Source organism: Marinobacter sp. THAF197a (genome assembly GCF_009363275.1).
Classification (GTDB): domain Bacteria; phylum Pseudomonadota; class Gammaproteobacteria; order Pseudomonadales; family Oleiphilaceae; genus Marinobacter.
Genome location: NZ_CP045324.1, coordinates 3,589,411 through 3,608,695, shown reverse-complemented (window position 1 = coordinate 3,608,695; position 19,285 = coordinate 3,589,411). Strand labels below are relative to the sequence as shown.

Genomic DNA, 19,285 nt, shown 5'->3' with positions numbered 1-19,285 from the left:
TTGCAGCCTTATGCCGGGCAAAATCACACAGTACTTCAGGGACAAGAAAGACGATATGCAGGATTACACCGGAGGCAACGGTGTCATTGGCAAATTTGTTCTGGTGATCCTGTTGGTATATCTGGTAATAACCACCATTCTTGGTATGTACTGGAGCAGTGAGCCAGATACCTTTTCTGTGCGAGAGCATACCCGCGCCCTCGCCAATGACATGGGCCGGGAGCCGGTGACCGGTTTTGCCACCACTGCCACCATGATCCAGCTTGCCGAAACCTTGCTGGACAAACCCGGTGGCTATATTTCCAACGATATTTTCCCGCCCGGGTTGTGGATGGATAACATGCCCAACTGGGAGTTTGGTGTGCTGGTACAGTTGCGGGATCTGTCCAGAGCCATGCGTAAGGACATCAGCCGTTCTCAGAGCCAGTCTGCTGAAGACGCGGACCTGATCATCGCCGAGCCGCAGTTTCATTTTGACAGCGGTAGCTGGGCCATTCCTTCCACGGAGCGGGAGTACCGTCGGGGCATTAATGCGCTGAAACGATACCTGGACCGGCTGTCTCATCCGGAGCAGCCCAACGCCCAGTTTTTTGCCCGTGCTGACAACCTCAATAACTGGCTGGCAGACCTTGAAACCCGGTTGGGCAGCCTGTCACGAACGCTCAGCGAGAGTGTTGGGAAAGCCTCGGTTTCGGAAGCCCTGGCGAACGTCAACCCGGATGATCCGCTGGCGGAAGACACCGGTGGTGATGACGTGAAAACGCCCTGGACCAAAATTGATGACGTGTTCTATGAGGCCCGGGGCAGCGCCTGGGCATTGCTGCACATCTTCAAGGCCATTGAGGTGGATTTCCGCAAGGTATTGCAGGACAAAAATGCCATGGCCAGCGTGAAGCAGATCATTATTGAGCTTGAGGGCACGCAACAGCCCATGTGGAGCCCGGTGATTCTGAATGGCAGTGGCTTCGGAGTGCTGGCAAATCACTCACTTACCATGGCGGCCTATCTGTCGCGGGCGAACGCCGCCATCAGTGATATGCGGGATCTGCTGTCCAGGGGCTAAGAGACCAGATCTCGCGCACAAAAAAGCCGGGCAGTTGTGATGACTGCCCGGCTTTTCTTTGCCTGAAGTGCGATCAGCCTTTGTAGGCGTTAACCGCGTCTTCAATGGCTTTTTTGGCTTCGGAGGCGTTGCCCCAGCCCTGTACCTTCACCCACTTGCCGGGCTCCAGCGTCTTGTAGTTTTCGAAGAAGTGCCGGATCTGGTTGCGCAGCAGCTCCGGCAGGTCGTCGATCTCTTTGACATCGTGGTAGGTGGTGGTCAGCTTGTCGTGGGGTACCGCAACCAGCTTGGCATCACCACCGGCTTCGTCTTCCATGTTCAGCACGCCTACCGGGCGACAGCGAATAACGCAGCCGGCCTGGATGGGGTAAGGGGTAACAACCAGCACATCGATGGGATCGCCGTCATCAGCCAGGGTGTGGGGGATGAAGCCGTAGTTGGCCGGATAGAACATGGGGGTGGCCATGAACCGGTCAACCAGCAGGGCGCCCATGTCTTTGTCCAGCTCGTACTTGACCGGGGAGCTGTTAGCCGGAATCTCGATGGCTACGTAGATGTCTTCTGGCGGGTTCTTGCCAGCGGGGATGTTGTCGAATTGCATGTGCGATCCTTCCTGCTACGTTGAGGTGCGTTTAACTGCGTTCAAAAAGTGGGCGTAATTATACGGGACAATGGTGTGGACCGAAACTAAACGTTGGTCTGTAAGCTTTCGCAACAGGTTGCCGCTGGCTCGGGGCTTTGGTAGTTTTCGGTACAGAAGTGGTGAAATTTCATCCATTCTCAAGGGATATGAGAGACAATGGAACAAAGGAATGGTCGGGTGATTGATCTAACAGCTTGCCAGGTTTGGCACGAAAGCGGGCTCTCGATAACGTTTGAGGGTAATCCGGGCTCTTCTCACTTCGGCGTCCCCCCTTGCCGCCCCGAACGCCTTTCCTCCCAATTCCCCTGATACTCAATGATCGAGTGTTGATCCACTGACATAGGACGTTGCATATGCTGGGTTCCACAGGCTTACAGTTCACCATAAGCGTTGGTGAACTGCCCGACGACACTTTCAGTGTGTATGAGTTCGATATTACTGAAGCTCTTTCAGAGGTATTTACCCTTGACCTTACAGCCTTCAGTAAGGCCAGTCACATTGCGCCATCGGAGGTATTGGAGCAAGAGATAATCCTTCGGATATACCAGGATGAGCAGTTGCTGAGGCAGTTCAGAGGTGTGGTGGCCGAGTTTTCCCGTGGTACAGCGGGCAACCACCGAACCCGGTACGAGATGATCGTTAGGCCTCCTCTTTGGCGCCTCGGCATAGGCCGGAACAGCCGGATATTCCAACATAAAGATACCGAAGTCATTCTGCGGGAGTTGCTGGAGGAATACGCGGTAGTAGGCACACGTTTCGACCTGAACCGGAAACCGGAAGAGCGTGAGTACTGCGTGCAATACCGAGAGTCAGATCTCGCCTTCCTGAGACGGTTGGCGGCTGAAGAAGGTTGGCACTTCAGGGTGGAGCATGGCAGGCAGAGTTCTGAGTTCATCATCGCAGATCATTATCGGGATTCATTGAAACTGGAAAATGCCCCATACAATGCCACGGCTGGAGGGAGCAGTCGGCAAAGCTGTGTATACCGGTTCGATACCACCGAGCGAGTGGGTGTTGCCGGGGTTACCATGAAAGACTACACCTTCCGCAACCCCGCCTATGGGCTCGACCATGTGGAAATGGCGTCAGACCTGCAGCACCAACGGCCAGACTACGAACACTACGATTATCCTGGTCGGTACAAGCAGGACGCCAGCGGCGAGCCCTTCGCCCGTGCACGGCTTGATAGCCTCCGGCAGGGCGCAAGCACCGCCAGCGGAGAAAGTAATCGGGCTGATTTTACAGCCGGGGCTCGTTTTCAGTTGGAGGGCCATTTTGATGACGCCGCCAATAGTGAATGGTTGTTGATTAGCGTGACGCATCATGGTGTACAGCCTCAGGTGCTGGAGGAGGAAGCAGGAGGGGAGCCCACAACCTACGGTAATGGGTTCACCGCTGTACCGGCAACGGTAAATTGGCGACCACGGAACGATCGTTGCCGCCCGGTAATGGATGGCCCTCAAATAGCCCGGGTGACCGGTCCGGCCGGGGAAGAGATCTATTGCGACGACCACGGCAGGGTCAAGGTATGGTTCCCCTGGGACCGCTATGGCACGGACGATGAACACAGCAGCGCCTGGTTACGGGTCAGCCAGGGCTGGGCCGGCGGCCAGTATGGCTTCATGGCGCTACCCCGTGTAGGCCACGAGGTGATTGTCAGCTTCCTGGACGGTGATCCAGACCAACCCATCATCACCGGCCGGACGTACCACGCGACCAACAAGCCACCCTATACCCTGCCCACAAACCGAACCAGAACCGTGCTCAGGACGCAGACCCACCAGGGTGGCGGCTACAACGAATTAAGTTTTGAAGACGAAAAGGAAAAACAACTGGTTTATCTTCGGGCGCAGAAAGACCATGAGTTGGAGATCTACAACGACCAGAAGTACTCCGTCGGCAATGACCGTGAAAAACACATCGGCAACGACCAGCGCCTGAACGTAACCCGGGACGAACAGGTCGACATTGGCCGCGACCAGAAGGCCTCCATCGGGCAGGATCAGACCCTGGAGGTTGGCCGTGACCGGTTTACCAACATTGGCCGCCACTATCGCCTGGAAGTGGCCGATCGTCGCCACGAGTTCAGCCGCGCCAATCATGATCTGGAAGTGGGTGGACACTACACCCAGAAAGTGCAGGGCAAGGTACTGGTAGAGGCCGGCGAAAGCGCCCTGATTCACACCCGGAATCTCACCCTAACCGGTAGCGAAAGTGTTGTGGTCCAGGGACCGGGGGGCAAAATCACCATTGGCTCAGGTGGCGTGACCATTGATTCACCGTCCATAAAGCTGAACGGTCCGGTTGCGGTCTCAACCGGCGCGGTCTCTCAGATCAAAACCCTGGAAAGCGCGGCTCGGGAGGGAACGCCGCTGGTTGATATCTGCTCCGCGTGCGGGGACGGTGCATGAGTAACGCCAAGCGACGGCATGCGCTGGTCCGCCAGGGCGTGCAGTGCTTGATACTGGATGCCGCCGCCTGTCCCGAACCCCTGTGGTTTGCCCGTGGTGCTGGCTTGGACACCCTTTCCCTGTTCCGCCAGCAAGACGAAGAGCTCGCCGACAGTGGCCCCTGGCTCATTGCAGTTGACGGAGAACCCGGGGCAATCGATGTGTGTTTGCAGAAAGATCCGCTGGGCCACGCCAGCCTTTGGATTACGAGCTCCCTTGGACCTAAACATCTGGTGGATGCCTTGCGGTCGCGGGTGTATGCCCGTTTGCCCGGAGGAGAAACAACGCGGTTTCGCTGGTACGACCCGCGAGTACTTAGCCTCTACCTGGAAGATTCGCCGCCTCGTCGACGCGATGAGTTCCTGGCTCCCTTTGATACGCTGATTCATGCCGATCTCAATCCGTACCAGTACCCGTACCAATATCAGCTTTGGCAGCGAAGCGAAGCCGGAGACAGTTTCGTGAGTCGTCATCTGTCGTTCATGGAGGAAATCTGATGGGTATTCCCGTTTCATTGAAAGGTCATTACCACATGTGCCCGATGTTCTCGGGTAACACACCCCACGTTGGTGGCGGCATTGCCGAGGGCGATGGGGCCTTTACCGTCAACGGTACGCCGGTTGCCCTGCAGGGCCATAAGTGCAACTGCAAAGTCGGCGGGCCCGACACCCTGAGCCAGGGTGCTCCCGGGTTGACCGTGAACGGCGTGCCAGTTGTGTTGCAGGGGAGCGCCACGGCTCACGGCGGCGTGGTGCTCGAAGGTGATCCAGCAGTAACGGTGGCCTGATGATGGCATGGACATTGGCTCAGGAAGAGCTAGATCGCATGCCCAGCCAACAGCAACGAGTTCGCCAATATGCGTTGGCGCGCCACCTGTTGGATTTGCCCGATCCACCGGCAAACTGGCCCGAATGCAAGGCGCAACTGGATACAGGATTGAGCCTCGCGGCAGAAGCCGGTTTTACGAGCCTGTCCGCAGTCACGCTCCTGCTGGAAGCGCTGCACTACGTGCCTGACGCATTCGAGAATACGGCGGTACAAGGTTATCTGCATTCCGGAGCGCTCGAGCAGTTTCGGGCAGAGCGGGTACTGGAATGGGCAAGGGAGCACAAGCAGCACAAGGAGAATGTGGATGAGTTGTCATGAGGATTGCCAATGCCGCCCGGGCGTTGTGGCTCTGGTGTTTGTGCCAGGGATTATGGGTACGAGGTTGAAAAACCGCAGGAGCGGGAGCTCTGTTTGGGATCCTGCTGCTGGAGCAGCTTTTGAAGGCCCCAGTGGTGCGGCCATCGAAATCAAAGCGCAGCGTGAACAGGAAATGGCTGATGCCCAAGCGGAGGACGACGACGGAAAGCTCGAAGCTATAGGTAAATGGTTCCGGCGACGCTGGATTGGTGTGAAAGAGCGCGGTGACGACTTGGCTGAAAAAGGTCGGACGGCTCGCCGGTATGCAGGCGTGGTTCCTCGTGTAAGTGATTTTGTGTTTGCCGGGCCGGTACAGCGTAAGCAGTTATTGGTAAACGGTGATGCCAAGCGTCGAGGCGTGCCCATTTTTGAGCGCGATGATAGCTTACTGGAAGTTGATGAAGGTGCGGATGACTATTTTCGCACCTATACCGCGGTTCCGCCCTCGCAGATAGACGAAAAACGCCAGTATGGCTGGGGTGAGGTGCACTGGGACAGCTACGGCCCCTTCCTGAAGTTTCTGGAGAACAAGACTCGCACCTTGTCACGACTGTATCCGGGCCTTCGTTTTCCGGTATTTGCCGTGGGCTACAACTGGATGTTGAGCAATGAAAATGCTGGCGAGCGCCTGAAAGATCGGATTGCTGACTTTCGTCAACAAATCGTGGAGAAGGACGAGCGAGGCATAGGTCCAGCGGACGTCAAGTTTCTGGTGATCAGTCATTCCATGGGTGGCTATGCCTCGCGGGCGGGCTTTTCCATGGCGAGGCTGGAAAGTGATGTAGAGGCGGTCATTCACGGCGCGATGCCGACCCATGGTAGCCCGGCGACGTACAAAAAGTTCCGGGCGGGTGAATCTGGAGCCGCCAAATTGGTACTTGGTAAAAATGCTGCCGATGTGACCGCCATCCTCGGGTTCTGCCAGGGCGGACTTGAGCTTTTGCCCAATCAGCTATATCGCACAGTGGACAATCAGGCGGACTGGTTGTACCTGAAAAGCGGAGATCAGGCGCCGGAAGTGGTGAACATTGGGACAGGGAGTTCGGTTTTTGATTTTTATTCCCGGTTTGATGTTTGGTACCGGATGATTCAGCCGGAGTTGTTGGCACCGGAGATTGGGAGTGCTTACTCAGAAGGTAATCAGCTAGATGACTATGAATTCGCAATGGACCTGAGATTAAAGGAGTGTTCTGATTTTCATCAGACGTTAGCAGATAGCTTCCATAACACCACTACCCTAGTCTACAGCAATAATGATAACGATCTTTCGTTTGACCGATGTACATGGGACGGTGGTGAAGTCTCAGACGGCGAAAGGGATGAATGGCAAGTTTACCACAATGAGAATCATGCTGTTTTATTCGGCGATGGAACGGTGAGTCTGTACGGGCCTCAGGAAAAGCAAAGACACGAAGCGGCTGTGGATGCTTGGCTGGAACAGGCTAAGTATGAGTACCATCCCCCACCCCCGCCTCAGGCCAATACGACGGACTATAAGCTGCAATCAGAAACGGCGCCGGGAGACGGCACCGTTCATGCGGGAGCGGGTGATCATCCCAGGGCCGCTGGTGGCCTCAAGCGGCTGGCTCTGCCCGCAACGGAGGAGCATCAGGGCTTTTTTAACTGCCCGGATGTCCGGGATCTGGTTATGGGGGAGCTGCAGATCCTGTTGCCGGACATACACCGAAAACTGGGAGGCTGAATGTCGCCGATTACCCGCAGTGCCCTGACTGGGCTTCTATTGCTGATACAAACTACACAAGGACTGGCCATGAGCAAGATGGAAATGCGAGAAGACGAACTCCCGGTATTTGAGTTTACGGAACACTGCGCAGGGCGATACCAGTTAGAGCTACCTGCGGATATGAAACTGATCGATAGCGGTTACAACGATGAGTTGATTCTGGCTTCGGTGTACCCACCAGACGAAGTGCGTCACGATACTGCGTATCGGGGAGAGTATCGGGTTGACGAGTGGCGATCGCGAGTGGAAGAAGTGCGCAATAAGGAAGTTGTCGAAACCCATTACGTGCATTCGGAACCGGAAGGTGACCTCAAAACCTTGGTTTACTATGCAGACAGACGAAAAATTCCAGGGATGCGAGAAAAGCCTGATCGCAGTCACAAGTTCGAAACTCACTTTCTAAGGGACTTCCCGTCCGCAAAAGCCGCCATTGCCATCCAAGGGCAGGGTGCACTGGGAAATGTCTCTCGAGATGAAGCTGATTACAAAGCCATCTATCACGAGCGCTTGATCCAAATGCAGGAGCGGGCTCATGCCTTGGAATACCATCCCTGGCCCCACAATAAACCAGGGGTGTGTCTGGATCGGGAGTTTGTGGTGGTGAACACTGTGACGCCCGAGCGAGAGGGCTATGCCATGGAGTTCTATAACGGCAAACGTTCCCGCTTTTTGCTTATGGCCGGCACATACCAAAGTGAAGCAGAGCTTAAGGAAGAGAAGAGTCGCAATACCGGTATGCTGTCCTTCCTAGCCTCCAGCAAAATGACCGTAGCCGGTCGCAAAGGCCGCCTATTCATCAGCGATGGCAAACACAGCGACACCGAACGGGAATTCCGTTGGGTCGCCACGGATGGCGAGGTGAACAGCTTCCGTCACGGCCATTTTGAGATCGAAGGTTCAATCGAAATGAAAGACTACCCTGAAATGGCACCGATGAAAGGCACCGACGTGATTGTCGGGTTGCTCAAGGGTGTGCGTGAGCGCCCCTATGGCATGTTGGACGTTAAGAGGTAGTTGGTTAGCACCACATATAATCGTTTTGACAAGGATCGGCTGTGATGCAGTGGTTTATGGTGTTCATTGGAATTGTTTTCGGTTTATTTATTGGCGCTGTGTTGGGCTGGTTCGTCGGATTGACACCGGTGGTCATCGATACGTTTAACAGTCTTTTCTCATTGAAAAGGTCCGGTGACTTTTTTGGTGGCAATCTGAATGCTGTTGTTTTCACGCTGCCGGTACTGGCTATTCTGGGCTCAATTGTGGGTGGATACCTGGGATATCGTGCCGGTTGAAAACTGAAGACCAAACAGACCAGGCCTAAAGCCTGATCTGTTTGGCAATCAGCTCCTTCATGATCTCCGTGGTCCCACCGCCAATGGACAGAATCTTGGCGTCCCGATACAGCCGCTCTACTACCGATTCCCGCATATAGCCCATGCCGCCGAACAGCTGTACCGCTTCGCGGGTAACCTTTTCGCACACGTCCACAGAGAAATTCTTCGCCATGGCCACCTGTTTGATCGGGTTCTTGCCGGCTTGCATCAACGCAGCGCAGCGGTAGGTGTATTCCCGGGCGATGTCGATCTGGGTCGCCATGTCCACCAGCTTATGGCGGGTGACCTGGAAGCCGGCGATATTGCGGCCGAAGGCCTGGCGTTGTTTGGTGTAGTCCAGGGCCGCCTCGTAGGCCAGTTGAGCGGTCATGTAGGCCATGATGGACAGGCTCAGGCGTTCGGCCAGGAAGTTACTCATGATGGCGATAAAGCCGGCGTTTTCGGCGCCGATCAGGCGGTCTGCAGGCACCCTGCAGTCTTCAAAGAACAGCTCGGCAGTGTCGCTCGCCCACCAGCCCATTTTCTTGAGTTTCTTGCCGGTGGAGAAGCCAGGCATGTCGCGGTCGATCAGCAGCAGGCTGATGCCGGCGTGGCCCTCGCCACCGGTGCGCACGGCCACGGTGTAGTGGTCGGCGCGGATGCCGCTGGTGATGAAGGTTTTGCTGCCGTTGACGATGTAGTGATCGCCATCTTTTACCGCCCGGGTCTTCAGGTTCGCCACGTCGGAGCCGCCGCCGGGCTCGGTGACGGCCAGGGCGGCAATTTTTTCACCGCGCAGAACGGGAGGCACAATCTGCTCCCGAATCTCTTTTTTAGCCCACTTGGCCACCGGCGGCAGGCCGATGTCCAGGGAGCCGATGCTGGCCACAAAGCCACCGGAGGTGGAACGCATCAGTTCTTCGGAAACCGCCACTTTCATAAAAATGTCGCCCTCAGCGATGCCGCCCAGAGCCTCAGGGAAGCCAATGCCCAGAAGCCCTGCGTCGCCTGCGAGCTGGTAGATTTCCCGGGGGAATTCGCCGGCTTCTTCCCAGTCGTCTATGTAAGGGCGTACGTGGGTGTCGATAAATTTGCGCGCGGTCTGGCGCACCTGCTCGTGGGTTTCGTTGAAGTAGTCAGACACGGATTCGCTCCCGGTGTACTTGTTTTTCGATGGAAGAAGTGTCGCGCAATCTCCGCCACCAAGCAAGCGCTTGGTTTGCATTTCGCCGGGCACAAAAAAAGCTGGCCCGGTTGGCCAGCTTTCTGGAGGCAGTCCGTAACCTGTCAGGCGCTGTTACGAGGGATGCTCTTCACGCCCTCGCTGGTGCCCAGCAACAACAGGTCCGCCGGGCGGCGGGCGAACAGACCGTTGGTGACCACGCCCACGATGTTGTTCAGTTTTTCTTCCATCTGGATCGGGCGGGAGATATCCAGGTTGTGGACGTCGATGATGATGTTGCCGTTGTCTGTGGTAACACCATCACGGTACACGGGATCACCGCCGAGCCTCACGATTTCCCGGCCAACATGGCTGCGTGCCATGGGAATAACTTCCACCGGTAGCGGGAAGTCGCCAAGGATGCTCACCATTTTTGAGTCGTCCGCAATGCAAATGAAGGTTTTGGCCACTGCCGCCACGATTTTTTCCCGGGTCAGCGCGGCACCGCCGCCTTTGATCAGTTCGAGGTTGGCGTTGGTTTCGTCGGCACCGTCGACATAGAACTCCATCTCACTGACGCTGTTCAGGTCATAGACTTCGATGCCGTGCTTTTTCAGGCGTTCTGCGGTGGCCTCGGAACTTGCCACGGCGCCGTCGAATTCATCTTTGTACTGGGCGAGGAAGTCGATAAAAAAGTTAGCCGTGCTGCCAGTGCCGACGCCGACAATGCTGCTGCGTTCCAGTTTCGGGGCAATGTAGTCCATGGCTGCTTTGGCAACGGCTTGTTTGAGTTCGTCCTGCGTCATGGTGGGCTCCGGGAGAAAAAAGATGATTTTTCACGCATTATACGCGCCCAGTGTCTCTGCTTATAGACGGCTGCCGTGCAAAGTTTCTACACTGTAGGTTTTTCCAAGCCAATCACCAGCAACCGGAACCATCATGCCGCAACGCTACATCAAGAAGATTCTCGATGCGCGGGTCTACGACGTCGCCATCGAAACACCCCTGACTGAAGCCCGTAGCCTCTCCAAGCGCTTTGGCAACAATATTCTGCTCAAGCGTGAAGACCTTCAGCCGGTGTTTTCCTTCAAGATTCGCGGCGCCTACAACCGGATTGCCCAGCTCTCTGAGGAGCAGAAAGCCAAAGGGGTGATTTGTGCCTCCGCCGGCAACCATGCCCAGGGCGTGGCGCTGGCAGCCAAGAAGCTGGGCATCAAGGCGGTGATCGTGATGCCCCAGACCACCCCGGAGATCAAAGTGCGCTCGGTGCGGGACCATGGTGCCCGGGTAGTGCTCAAAGGCGATGCTTTTGATGAAGCCGCGGCCCATGCCCAGGAGCTGATCAAGAAACACGGCTATACCTACATCCCGCCTTACGACGACCCGGATGTGATTGCCGGCCAGGGCACGGTGGCCATGGAAATCATGTGGCAGTTCAGCCAGCCCATCCACGCCATCTTCATCTGCGTGGGCGGCGGCGGCCTGATTGCCGGCATGGCCGCCTATATCAAATACCTTCGCCCGGAAATCAAGGTGATCGGGGTCGAGCCGGAAGACTCCAACTGCCTGCAAGCGGCTATGAAAGCTGGCAAGAGGGTAGTGCTGGACGAAGTGGGCATCTTTGCCGACGGCGTCGCGGTCAAGCAGATTGGCAAATACCCCTGGGAAATCTGCAAGGATTATGTGGATGAAGTGATCACGGTATCCACCGATGAAATCTGCGCGGCTATCAAGGACGTTTTCGAAGACACCCGCTCCATCGCCGAACCTGCCGGCGCCCTGGGCGTCGCTGGCATCAAGAAGTACGTTGAGCGGGAACAGATCGAAAACGAAAACCTGATCGCCACGCTCAGCGGCGCCAATATGAACTTCGACCGGTTGCGCTACATCTCAGAGCGCACGGAAATCGGTGAAAAACGCGAAGCCATCCTGGCGGTCACCATCCCGGAACGCCCGGGTGCCTTCAAGACCTTCATCAACGCCTTGCACAAGCGCAGCATCACCGAGTTCAACTACCGCTATTCGGACTCTGACGACGCCACCATCTTCGTCGGTATCCAGATCCAGGCTGGCGGCCACGGCCGGGAAGACCTGGTGCAGGAACTCCGCGAAAACGGCTACTCCGTGATCGACCTGACCGACAGCGACCTGGCCAAACAACACATCCGCCACATGGTCGGCGGCCATGCGCCGTCAGTGGATAACGAAGTGGTGTACCAGTTCGAATTCCCCGAACGCCCGGGCGCCCTGCTGAAATTCCTGATGTCCCTCGGCACCCGCTGGAACATCTCCCTGTTCCACTACCGCAACCACGGCGCCGCCTACAGCCGCGTGCTGCTGGGAGCACAGGTGAATGAGGATGAGATTCCGGATTTCGAAAAGATGCTGGAGAAGGTGGGTTTCCGCTACGAAAACATGACCGATAACGAAGCCTACCGGTTGTTCCTCGGCGCGGGTAACGGAAGCGCAAACGAAAAGTAGAAACCGGGCAAAATCACCCAAGCAGAATCAGGGGGTGGATGTGCCGAAGGAGCGTGTTTCGGAAAGCCCATCCACCCACTGATTCGGTGATCCACGTGAGATCAGGGAGCCCGGTGTCGGGCGTCATTCTCCGGCCTCGCATACCGGCGCAAAAACCCTTACATAACTGTAACGAGTCAAAAATTGTAAAATTGAAGTTACGTGTTAGTCTTTCGTCTAATTCTCGAACCCGAGAATAGCTAGCTGATTTTCCAACTAATTAACTCAAAGAAAAAACGGGAAATACGTAATGGGTAACAAGCCTGACATCATCCGCGCCATCGTGCTCATCTTTGCTGTCGGCCTTGTCGTTACCGGCTTCACTTCCATCCAGGCCTCAGAAGACAAACGTGCCGACCGGGCGGCTGCGCCAGCGGTCGGGTTTATCCAGTCTGCCAATCAGGGTCTGAACCGGTAACAGCGCTGGTCCGTAACCACGCCGTGCAGGGGCACATCCCAGGATTCTATCGGTAATTCACGGACTTTCTGAAAATCGTGGGCCAGCCCTATCAGCTTGGGTGCCATGGCCGGCCTTATCCGGCTGAAGGCGAACGTGCGGTCATAGAACCCGCCGCCCATGCCGAGCCTTCCCCCCTGCTCATCAAAACCTACCAGCGGAAACAGCACCGCATCCAGTGCCCAGGCCGGTCTGCGCCTTGAGCGCGGAAACGCCGGCTCCGGAATACCAAACCGATTGGCGGTCAGTTCAACACCGTCAAAGTACGGACTGAACACCAGTTTGCCCGGATACACCGGGTGCAGAATCGGCAGGTAAAACCGGATGCCCTTGCGCCGGCCCAAGTCGATATAAAGGCTTGGGTCGATCTCGCCGTCATTGGGCAGGTAGATGCCAATGTGCCTGGCGCGGTGAAGGGCCGGATGTTTCAGAAGATTCAGTGTCAGTCGTTCCGAGGCCTGTTGTTGCTGCTCGAAGGATAAGGCTCGGCGTTTTTGCCTGAGGTGCCTGCGGAGCTCCGTCCTGGACAGGGTGTCCGGATGGGATTCAAACGGTTGGGGAGAGTGAAACTGACTCAAAATAAAGCTTCCCGGGCTGCCGTTATCGGATGTAGCCCTTGAACCCAAAGTTCAAGGTCGGTGGCCGCTGTGACATATTAGGCTTTCCCCCTTGGGGGACATGCTCACAATGCCCTGAAGTGGCCACCTGGGTAGTGCGCATCGGCTCGAGGACGTACCCGACCAGCGAACAGCCCAGGAAGTTGATCCCATTATACGGGCAGGGTCGGGGCCGATTGCAACCCCATTTCCCGGAATCTTTCTGAAATCAATTTCCGGACGATTCTCCGAGGGCTTCGTCCAGCCGGTTGTCCATGGCTCTGAGCAAATTGCTGGTTGCGTGAGACATGGTGTCGCGCTCCAGCAGTTCGTGGGTAATGTTCAGCGCGGCCATCACGGCAATGCGCTCGGTTCCGAACACTTTGCCACTGGAGCGGATTTCCCGCATTTTGTTGTCCAGATGCCGGGCCGCACGAAGCAACGCCTCTTGCTCTTCCTGCGGGCAAGCCACCAGGTATTCCTTGTCGAGTATTCTGACTTCAACGGTGGTTGATGACTTTGACATCAGTGGTGCTCCAGCGCCCTCAGGCGGCCTATCATGGCTTCAATCTTGTTTTTGGCAAGATCGTTCTTGTGCATTAGCTGGGCTCGTTCCCGATTCCAGTCGTCCTGCAGCTCGCGCAACAGGGCGTTATCCTTCTCCAGCTTTTCGCAGCGTTCAATCAGCTTGTCCAGCTTGTCCGCTAATGCCTGTACTTCGGACTGTTCCATGACGTGCCCAACAACGGTGATGTAAGTATGAGTAACTATAAGTGCCGACGCCAGACCGGTCAATTTAACGCATTGTCATGGCGCGGATTCCCGTGATGGCCATCACCTTCGGCGCGGGTTCAGTCTGTATTGGCGGCACCAAAGCCCTGTTTCCGGCTCTTTCGCCAGGTGCTGGTGGCCGGCACCAGTGATACCAGCAGGGCCGACACCGGAACGGCAGCCAGCAGTAACCACTCGTCCTGTTTCAACGGGCGCAGGCTGATCTGGATACCGAACTGCTCCAGCAGCCAGGGACTCAGGCCGGCAATTGCGCCAGCCCCGACAATCAGGGCGAGCAGACAGGCGGTGAGGGCCAATACCACACACTCGAAACTGTAGAGCGACGCGATCAGCGCCGGGGATGCACCCGTGGCCCTTAAAACCGCCACTTCGCGCTGGCGTTGAGCCTGCAAGGTAAGCAGCACCGCCACCAGTCCGATCAGGCTGGTAACAACCACGAAGGCGCTGATGCCGAGCAGCGCTTTTTCAAACTGCCCCATCATCCGCCAAAGCTCACTCAGCGCGACACCGGGGAGAATGGCGGATAACGGCTCATCCCGGGACTGGTTCAGTTCCCGTTGTACCTGAAACGTGAGGATGGGCTGGCTCAGGCCGACAAAGGCCGCCGTGATGGCGTCTGGTGTAAAGTCCCTGGCTCTGGCGCGGTCCGGGGATAAACCCCGGCCAGGGATGGCGACACCGGATTCCCAGCCAACATGGATAGCTTCCATGGCATCGAGGCTGATATAGACGGCCTGGTCGACCGGCGTTCCGGTGGGTGCAAGCACGCCGGATATCCTGAAGGGCAGGTCGGTGTGATTGGAGAAGCTGGTGCGACCGCCCCCGTGAGACAACACGATCTCATCGTTGAGGCGATGGTCGAGTTGCCTGGCAACACCTGCGCCGAGGACCACGTCGAACAGGTCGTCAAACCACTCGCCCTGGGCCAGTTCCAGAGACTGGTTGTTGCCGAACTGGAGCCGGGCCAGAAACTGGTCGTTGGTGGCGACCACCCGATAACCACGATAGCTGTCCCCCAGTGAAATGGGGATGGCCCAATCAATGCGGCGATCCTGCTCCAGTTTCTGGAAGCTGGACCAGCGGATGTTGTTGGTGGCATCACCAATATGAAACACCGTGTACAGCAGCAGGTTAAGCTGGCCACTCCGGGCACCGACAATCAGGTCGGTTCCGCTGATGGTGCTGGTGAAAGACTGGCGGATTTCGGTGCGCAGGTACTGGATGCCCAGCAGCAGAGACACGCTCAGGGTCAGTGTCAGGCAGACCAGAGCGAGCACCCGGCGGCGATACCAGAGGCTGGCGGTAGCTAGGGAGAGGGCAAGTTTTACTTTGCTCATGGGGTCGCTCCCAAAGCTTGTTGGTGATGGAAGTGGCTGGCCAGTGCGCGGTCATGGCTGACAAAGATAACCGAGCTGCGCCGCTGTTCAGCCAACGCCAGTAGCAGGTCCAGAAAACGGTCCCGGTTGTCGGCATCCAGTGCCGAGGTTGGCTCATCAGCCAGGATGACTTCCGGCGCGCCAATCAGTGCCCGGGCAGCCGCCACCCGCTGTTGCTGGCCAACGGAGAGTTCGGTCACGCCTTTGTGCCAGTGGTCATCCGGGATCGCCAGCTGCCTGAGCAGGTCCGCTGCCGATGTCTCAGGGTCTGGGCTGGTGCGGGTGCGGCGTACCGCAGACAGGCGGCAGGGCAAGGTCACGTTGGCCATCGCGCTCAGGTAAGGCACCAGGTTGAACTGCTGGAAGATCACGCCCATGTGATTTGCCCGGAACCGGTCGCGAGCGCCGACCTTCAGGCTGGACATCGGCTGTCCCAGAAGTTCGATGGTGCCCGACTCCGGGGCCAGCATACCCGCCAGTAATCCCAGCAGAGTACTCTTGCCGGTGCCGCTGGGGCCATGCAGGAACAGATGCTCTCCCTGGGCAAGCCGGATATCGGGAAAGGCCGTGGCGGTTGTCTGGCCGGGCCATCGAAAGGCCAGTTGGCGTGTCACGATCGCAGGTTCCGGTATACTGGAACCGGATTGGTTTCTTGCTGTCTCGGTGCTCATATCCGTATTGTCTTTGCCGTTGTATGATGGCGTCCGTTACACGGTTGACCCCATGGGGAGTGGTTGTACATGTTCGATACCTTGCAAACCCGGAACCTGCTTGCGCGGCTTGGACCGATGATACTGCTGATGGTTTCATCCATTGCACTGGCAGAGCCGCGGGAGATCGACTGGCTGGAACTGATGCCGGCCGAGGATCTGGCGTTGCTGGAGAGTATGCCGGAAATTGAACACGAAGGAGACGGCCCCGCCCTGTTGCCGGATGAAATCATGACCGGCCGGGTTGTTCCGGAGATGGGTAACGTTGAAGGCCGGATTCCGGGTTTTGTCGTGCCCCTGAAAGTCACCAACGACATGCGTATCCTCGAGTTCTTCCTGGTCCCCTACTACGGCGCCTGCATTCATGTGCCTCCGCCACCACCGAACCAGATTATTCACGTCAAATATGAAGAAGGATTCACGCTCCGGGCTTTGTATGACCCGGTGTGGATAGAAGGCGAATTGGTCATCGAACGTACCGAGAATGATCTCGGTACGTCCTCCTACTCGCTGGTAGCGACGTCGGTCAAACCCTACAGCGAGTAGTTCGCCGGGCTACTACCGGGTCAGCCGGAACTGGATGTTACCCGGTGACAGACGTGTGGCGCCTTGTCCCAGTGGGCCGACCCACTGCACGTTCAGGTGTTGGAGTTCAGGGAAGCGGGCCATCAGGCCGGTTTCGAACTGAGCGGACTCCGATAGATTCGGGCAGTTGAGCGTCTGGGTAATTTCGATGTCTGCGTGACCGGAGTCGTGGTCATGGTCGTGGTCATGATTGTGACTATGGCTATGGCTGTGACCATGGTCATGCTTGTGGCCGTCGTCTTTCGCTTCACCCCAGCCCACGTGCATGGCGCTGGAGACCAGGGTGCAGTTGCCCGCCACGGTATTGATTATGGCAGTTTCACTGGCCCATTGTTCGGCGTCGTTCACCCGTTGTTGCTGTTCATCAGTGCGGGGCTTGTGCTCGAAGCCGATCAGGTTGTAGGCGGGTGAGAGAAGCAGCAGATCTACGCGCTCGTTATCAATCGCCATTTGCAGATCGGCGTGCCCATGCTGGTGTGCGCCCGGGTTGTCGGAGGCTAGAACCGGCCATGCGGCCAGGCTGAGTGATAGCAGCAGGGTTGCAGAACGTGCGGATGCGCGTGGGTAAAACATGGTTGGTACCTCTCGCAGCTTTGATACGTTATAACATTTTTGATTTTTGCCAGTGCAAAAGCAAGCCCGCCGGTACCCGGAAGTGCCACTTGTCTGCCGGAATGCTAGGATAGAGGCTTGCTCAAATGTATACGGAACCCGGCTGGTAGAACGGCCAGGCTCCCCTGACACAGGAACACAGGGTTTCATGTCTGACACCGATAGCACAGGTGCTGCCCGCGCCGCTGAATTTGAACGCTGGGCCAACGTTTACACCACACACAAGGCGTTCAGCCACCCCTCTGAGCTGCACGGTGCATTGTGTGGTCGATTGGCGGCCGGTTCCCGTATTCAGGAAGACGAGTGGCTGGCCATGGTTTGTGAACAGATGGGGCTTGGCACCCAGGCCATGGAAGAGTCCGGGGATCTGGCGCCCTTTATGAACGGCGCCTACCAGACGGCGCTGGCGCAGTTGCAGTCGTCAGACCTCAGTTTTCACCCGTTGCTGCCGGATGACGATTACGCCATTGATCAGCGCCTTGAGGCACTGGTGGCCTGGGTTCGGGGTTTCCTGGAAGGCATGGCACTGGCGGCCGGAGCATCCTTGGGGCAGGCTCCGGACGAGATTCGCGAGCTGATTGAAGACATGGTGGCTATCAGCCAGTTGTCGGAAGATGAAGAATCGGATGAAGAAAGCGAGCAGCAGTTGCTGGAGATCACCGAATACATCCGGCTGGGTGCCCTGGCGGTATTTACCGAGTTTAACGAACCGGAAAAACCGGCCAACACCCCGACCCTGCATTGACCTGGAGACATCATGACCTCAATGATTTCCGTTAAAGAGTTTGCTGAGCGTCGGCGCAAGTTGATGGACCGTATGGCACCAGACAGCATCGCTATCCTGCCGGCGGCCCCGGAACGGGTCAGAAACCGGGACGTGTTGCATCCGTTCCGCCAGGACAGCGATTTCCAGTATCTGACTGGCTTCGGTGAGCCCGAAGCCGTGCTGGCTCTGATTCCCGGCCGTGAGCACGGTGAAACCGTGCTGTTTTGCAAAGAGCGGAACCCGGAGAAAGAACTGTGGGACGGTTTCCTGGTGGGGCCGGAGGGCGCCATTGAGCGCTTCGGTATGGACGATGCCTTTCCGATTTCCGACATCGACGACATCCTGCCCGGAATGATTGAAGGCCGCAGCCGGGTCTATTACCCGCTGGGCAAGGACCACGCCTTTGATAACCGGGTGATGGACTGGGTCAAGGTTATCCGCAGCAAAGTGCGCGCAGGCGCCCATCCTCCCGGAGAGTTCGTGGCCCTGGAACACCTGCTGCACGACATGCGTTTGTACAAGAGCTCGGCAGAAGTGAAGGTGATGGCCAAGGCTGGTCAGATCAGTGCCGAGGCTCATTGCCGTGCCATGAAACGGGCGCGCCGGGGCGGTTACGAGTACAACCTGGAAGCCGAACTGATTCATACCTTCATGGAACACGGTGCCCGCTCGACGGCGTATCCTTCCATCGTGGGTGGCGGTGCCAACGGTTGCATCCTGCATTACATCGAGAACAGCGCGCCCCTGAAAGACGGAGACCTGGTGTTGATCGATGCCGGGTGCGAGCTGGACTGTTACGCCTCCGATATCACCCGTACTTTCCCGGTCAGCGGCCGGTTCAGCCCGGAACAGAAAGCCCTGTACGAAGTGGTGCTGGCGGCCCAGTACGCAGCGATTGATGCTGTGCGGCCCGGTAACCACTGGAACCATCCCCACGAAGCGGCACTGAAGGTGCTTACCCAGGGGTTAATTGACCTGGGGCTGCTCTCTGGTTCACTCGATGACGCCATCGCCAGTGAGGCCTACAAGCCCTTCTTTATGCATCGGACCGGTCATTGGCTGGGCCTGGATGTGCACGATGTGGGCGACTACAAGGTGGGTGATGCCTGGCGTGAACTGGAGCCGGGCATGGCGTTGACGGTGGAGCCCGGGCTCTACATCGCCCCGGACAACGCCAATGTAGACGCCAAATGGCGCGGCATTGGTATTCGCATTGAAGACGATGTGGTGGTCACCAAAGAAGGTTGCCGGGTTCTGACTGGCGATGTTCCGAAGACCATTGCCGAGATTGAAGCGCTGATGGCGGACTGA

22 protein-coding genes and 1 other RNA gene are annotated in these 19,285 nt (G+C 57.2%); 13 read left to right on the top strand and 10 right to left on the bottom strand.

Going from position 1 to position 19,285, the window contains the following annotated elements; all coding sequences use genetic code 11:
• Positions 1 to 10 precede the first annotated feature (10 nt).
• A complete protein-coding gene (locus tag FIV08_RS16780; protein WP_152439168.1) occupies positions 11 to 1,063 on the top strand; it encodes a DUF2333 family protein in 1,053 nt (350 codons plus the stop codon).
• Between the two features lie 73 nt (positions 1,064 to 1,136).
• On the opposite strand, the gene ppa is transcribed toward FIV08_RS16780, so the two are convergent.
• Positions 1,137 to 1,664 carry an inorganic diphosphatase gene (gene ppa, locus FIV08_RS16775; RefSeq protein WP_058092462.1) on the bottom strand — a complete coding sequence of 176 codons (528 nt, stop codon included), beginning with the start codon at positions 1,662 to 1,664 and terminating at the stop codon, positions 1,137 to 1,139.
• Positions 1,665 to 2,059: 395 nt separating this feature from the next.
• Between ppa and FIV08_RS16770 the strand changes: the two genes are divergently transcribed.
• Genes FIV08_RS16770 through FIV08_RS16740 form a run of 7 tightly spaced genes read left to right on the top strand, consistent with a single transcriptional unit; the run spans position 2,060 to position 8,377 of the window.
• A complete protein-coding gene (locus FIV08_RS16770; RefSeq protein ID WP_152439167.1) occupies positions 2,060 to 4,117 on the top strand; it encodes a type VI secretion system Vgr family protein in 2,058 nt (685 codons plus the stop codon).
• Positions 4,114 to 4,653 carry a DUF4123 domain-containing protein gene (locus tag FIV08_RS16765; RefSeq protein ID WP_152439166.1) on the top strand — a complete coding sequence of 180 codons (540 nt, stop codon included), beginning with the start codon at positions 4,114 to 4,116 and terminating at the stop codon, positions 4,651 to 4,653. The genes FIV08_RS16770 and FIV08_RS16765 overlap by 4 nt, the downstream gene beginning before the upstream one ends.
• Positions 4,653 to 4,943, top strand: coding sequence for a PAAR domain-containing protein (locus FIV08_RS16760; protein WP_152439165.1), 291 nt, complete (start codon positions 4,653 to 4,655; stop codon positions 4,941 to 4,943). Before FIV08_RS16765 ends, FIV08_RS16760 begins: the two co-directional genes overlap by 1 nt.
• The gene (locus tag FIV08_RS16755) at positions 4,943 to 5,302 is read left to right on the top strand and encodes a hypothetical protein (RefSeq protein ID WP_152439164.1); all 360 of its coding nucleotides are present in this window, start codon (positions 4,943 to 4,945) and stop codon (positions 5,300 to 5,302) included. Before FIV08_RS16760 ends, FIV08_RS16755 begins: the two co-directional genes overlap by 1 nt.
• Entirely contained in the window at positions 5,289 to 7,043 is a 1,755-nt protein-coding gene (locus tag FIV08_RS16750; RefSeq protein ID WP_152439163.1) for a hypothetical protein, read from the top strand. Before FIV08_RS16755 ends, FIV08_RS16750 begins: the two co-directional genes overlap by 14 nt.
• The gene (locus FIV08_RS16745; protein WP_152480531.1) at positions 7,044 to 8,099 is read left to right on the top strand and encodes a hypothetical protein; all 1,056 of its coding nucleotides are present in this window, start codon (positions 7,044 to 7,046) and stop codon (positions 8,097 to 8,099) included.
• 41 nt (positions 8,100 to 8,140) lie between these two features.
• The gene (locus FIV08_RS16740) at positions 8,141 to 8,377 is read left to right on the top strand and encodes a hypothetical protein (RefSeq protein ID WP_152439161.1); all 237 of its coding nucleotides are present in this window, start codon (positions 8,141 to 8,143) and stop codon (positions 8,375 to 8,377) included.
• Between the two features lie 25 nt (positions 8,378 to 8,402).
• Here FIV08_RS16740 and FIV08_RS16735 read toward each other — a convergent pair whose 3' ends face one another.
• Both FIV08_RS16735 and rpiA read right to left on the bottom strand, forming a co-directional pair.
• The gene (locus tag FIV08_RS16735; protein WP_152439160.1) at positions 8,403 to 9,542 is read right to left on the bottom strand and encodes an acyl-CoA dehydrogenase family protein; all 1,140 of its coding nucleotides are present in this window, start codon (positions 9,540 to 9,542) and stop codon (positions 8,403 to 8,405) included.
• Between the two features lie 143 nt (positions 9,543 to 9,685).
• Entirely contained in the window at positions 9,686 to 10,366 is a 681-nt protein-coding gene (gene rpiA / locus FIV08_RS16730) for a ribose-5-phosphate isomerase RpiA (RefSeq protein ID WP_152439159.1), read from the bottom strand.
• A 133-nt stretch (positions 10,367 to 10,499) separates the two neighbouring features.
• Here rpiA and ilvA point away from each other — a divergent pair, with 133 nt between their 5' ends.
• Positions 10,500 to 12,041, top strand: a complete 1,542-nt coding sequence (gene ilvA / locus FIV08_RS16725) for a threonine ammonia-lyase, biosynthetic (protein ID WP_152439158.1) — start codon at positions 10,500 to 10,502, stop codon at positions 12,039 to 12,041.
• A gap of 289 nt (positions 12,042 to 12,330) precedes the next feature.
• Positions 12,331 to 12,498, top strand: coding sequence for a hypothetical protein (locus FIV08_RS19755; RefSeq protein ID WP_172972293.1), 168 nt, complete (start codon positions 12,331 to 12,333; stop codon positions 12,496 to 12,498).
• Here the strand turns inward: FIV08_RS19755 and FIV08_RS16720 are convergent.
• The 6 genes from FIV08_RS16720 to FIV08_RS16695 all read right to left on the bottom strand — a co-directional run bounded on the left by FIV08_RS16720 (position 12,480) and on the right by FIV08_RS16695 (position 15,915).
• The gene (locus FIV08_RS16720; RefSeq protein ID WP_152439157.1) at positions 12,480 to 13,115 is read right to left on the bottom strand and encodes a 5-formyltetrahydrofolate cyclo-ligase; all 636 of its coding nucleotides are present in this window, start codon (positions 13,113 to 13,115) and stop codon (positions 12,480 to 12,482) included. The two genes, FIV08_RS19755 and FIV08_RS16720, sit on opposite strands and share 19 nt — an antisense overlap.
• Before the next feature lie 4 nt (positions 13,116 to 13,119).
• A non-coding RNA gene (gene ssrS / locus FIV08_RS16715) (6S RNA) lies at positions 13,120 to 13,299 on the bottom strand.
• 63 nt (positions 13,300 to 13,362) lie between these two features.
• Positions 13,363 to 13,659, bottom strand: a complete 297-nt coding sequence (locus tag FIV08_RS16710; RefSeq protein WP_072676232.1) for a cell division protein ZapA — start codon at positions 13,657 to 13,659, stop codon at positions 13,363 to 13,365.
• Positions 13,659 to 13,865: a TIGR02449 family protein gene (locus FIV08_RS16705; RefSeq protein ID WP_061330711.1), complete on the bottom strand. Its 207-nt coding sequence runs from the start codon at positions 13,863 to 13,865 to the stop codon at positions 13,659 to 13,661. The genes FIV08_RS16710 and FIV08_RS16705 overlap by 1 nt, the downstream gene beginning before the upstream one ends.
• A 119-nt stretch (positions 13,866 to 13,984) precedes the next feature.
• A complete protein-coding gene (locus tag FIV08_RS16700) occupies positions 13,985 to 15,262 on the bottom strand; it encodes an ABC transporter permease (RefSeq protein ID WP_152439156.1) in 1,278 nt (425 codons plus the stop codon).
• Entirely contained in the window at positions 15,259 to 15,915 is a 657-nt protein-coding gene (locus FIV08_RS16695) for an ATP-binding cassette domain-containing protein (protein ID WP_416376898.1), read from the bottom strand. The genes FIV08_RS16700 and FIV08_RS16695 overlap by 4 nt, the downstream gene beginning before the upstream one ends.
• A 126-nt stretch (positions 15,916 to 16,041) precedes the next feature.
• Between FIV08_RS16695 and FIV08_RS16690 the strand changes: the two genes are divergently transcribed.
• Complete coding sequence (locus FIV08_RS16690; protein ID WP_152439154.1) at positions 16,042 to 16,557, top strand: DUF3299 domain-containing protein; 516 nt, start codon at positions 16,042 to 16,044, stop codon at positions 16,555 to 16,557.
• Between the two features lie 12 nt (positions 16,558 to 16,569).
• Here FIV08_RS16690 and FIV08_RS16685 read toward each other — a convergent pair whose 3' ends face one another.
• Positions 16,570 to 17,169, bottom strand: coding sequence for a ZrgA family zinc uptake protein (locus tag FIV08_RS16685; protein WP_152439153.1), 600 nt, complete (start codon positions 17,167 to 17,169; stop codon positions 16,570 to 16,572).
• A gap of 187 nt (positions 17,170 to 17,356) precedes the next feature.
• On the opposite strand from FIV08_RS16685, the gene FIV08_RS16680 reads away from it, so the two are divergent.
• Both FIV08_RS16680 and pepP read left to right on the top strand, forming a co-directional pair.
• Positions 17,357 to 17,953 carry a UPF0149 family protein gene (locus FIV08_RS16680; RefSeq protein WP_152439152.1) on the top strand — a complete coding sequence of 199 codons (597 nt, stop codon included), beginning with the start codon at positions 17,357 to 17,359 and terminating at the stop codon, positions 17,951 to 17,953.
• A gap of 12 nt (positions 17,954 to 17,965) precedes the next feature.
• Positions 17,966 to 19,285 carry a Xaa-Pro aminopeptidase gene (pepP, locus tag FIV08_RS16675; RefSeq protein WP_152439151.1) on the top strand — a complete coding sequence of 440 codons (1,320 nt, stop codon included), beginning with the start codon at positions 17,966 to 17,968 and terminating at the stop codon, positions 19,283 to 19,285.

Bases quoted from the DNA above. Each gene is read 5' to 3' on its own strand.
- FIV08_RS16780 (WP_152439168.1), top strand. From the start codon at position 11: ATGCCGGGCAAAATCACACAGTACTTCAGGGACAAGAAAGACGATATG.
- ppa (WP_058092462.1), bottom strand. From the start codon at position 1,664: ATGCAATTCGACAACATCCCCGCTGGCAAGAACCCGCCAGAAGACATC.
- FIV08_RS16770 (WP_152439167.1), top strand. From the start codon at position 2,060: ATGCTGGGTTCCACAGGCTTACAGTTCACCATAAGCGTTGGTGAACTG.
- FIV08_RS16765 (WP_152439166.1), top strand. From the start codon at position 4,114: ATGAGTAACGCCAAGCGACGGCATGCGCTGGTCCGCCAGGGCGTGCAG.
- FIV08_RS16760 (WP_152439165.1), top strand. From the start codon at position 4,653: ATGGGTATTCCCGTTTCATTGAAAGGTCATTACCACATGTGCCCGATG.
- FIV08_RS16755 (WP_152439164.1), top strand. From the start codon at position 4,943: ATGATGGCATGGACATTGGCTCAGGAAGAGCTAGATCGCATGCCCAGC.
- FIV08_RS16750 (WP_152439163.1), top strand. From the start codon at position 5,289: ATGAGTTGTCATGAGGATTGCCAATGCCGCCCGGGCGTTGTGGCTCTG.
- FIV08_RS16745 (WP_152480531.1), top strand. From the start codon at position 7,044: ATGTCGCCGATTACCCGCAGTGCCCTGACTGGGCTTCTATTGCTGATA.
- rpiA (WP_152439159.1), bottom strand. From the start codon at position 10,366: ATGACGCAGGACGAACTCAAACAAGCCGTTGCCAAAGCAGCCATGGAC.
- ilvA (WP_152439158.1), top strand. From the start codon at position 10,500: ATGCCGCAACGCTACATCAAGAAGATTCTCGATGCGCGGGTCTACGAC.
- FIV08_RS19755 (WP_172972293.1), top strand. From the start codon at position 12,331: ATGGGTAACAAGCCTGACATCATCCGCGCCATCGTGCTCATCTTTGCT.
- FIV08_RS16710 (WP_072676232.1), bottom strand. From the start codon at position 13,659: ATGTCAAAGTCATCAACCACCGTTGAAGTCAGAATACTCGACAAGGAA.
- FIV08_RS16705 (WP_061330711.1), bottom strand. From the start codon at position 13,865: ATGGAACAGTCCGAAGTACAGGCATTAGCGGACAAGCTGGACAAGCTG.
- FIV08_RS16700 (WP_152439156.1), bottom strand. From the start codon at position 15,262: ATGAGCAAAGTAAAACTTGCCCTCTCCCTAGCTACCGCCAGCCTCTGG.
- FIV08_RS16690 (WP_152439154.1), top strand. From the start codon at position 16,042: ATGTTCGATACCTTGCAAACCCGGAACCTGCTTGCGCGGCTTGGACCG.
- FIV08_RS16685 (WP_152439153.1), bottom strand. From the start codon at position 17,169: ATGTTTTACCCACGCGCATCCGCACGTTCTGCAACCCTGCTGCTATCA.
- FIV08_RS16680 (WP_152439152.1), top strand. From the start codon at position 17,357: ATGTCTGACACCGATAGCACAGGTGCTGCCCGCGCCGCTGAATTTGAA.
- pepP (WP_152439151.1), top strand. From the start codon at position 17,966: ATGACCTCAATGATTTCCGTTAAAGAGTTTGCTGAGCGTCGGCGCAAG.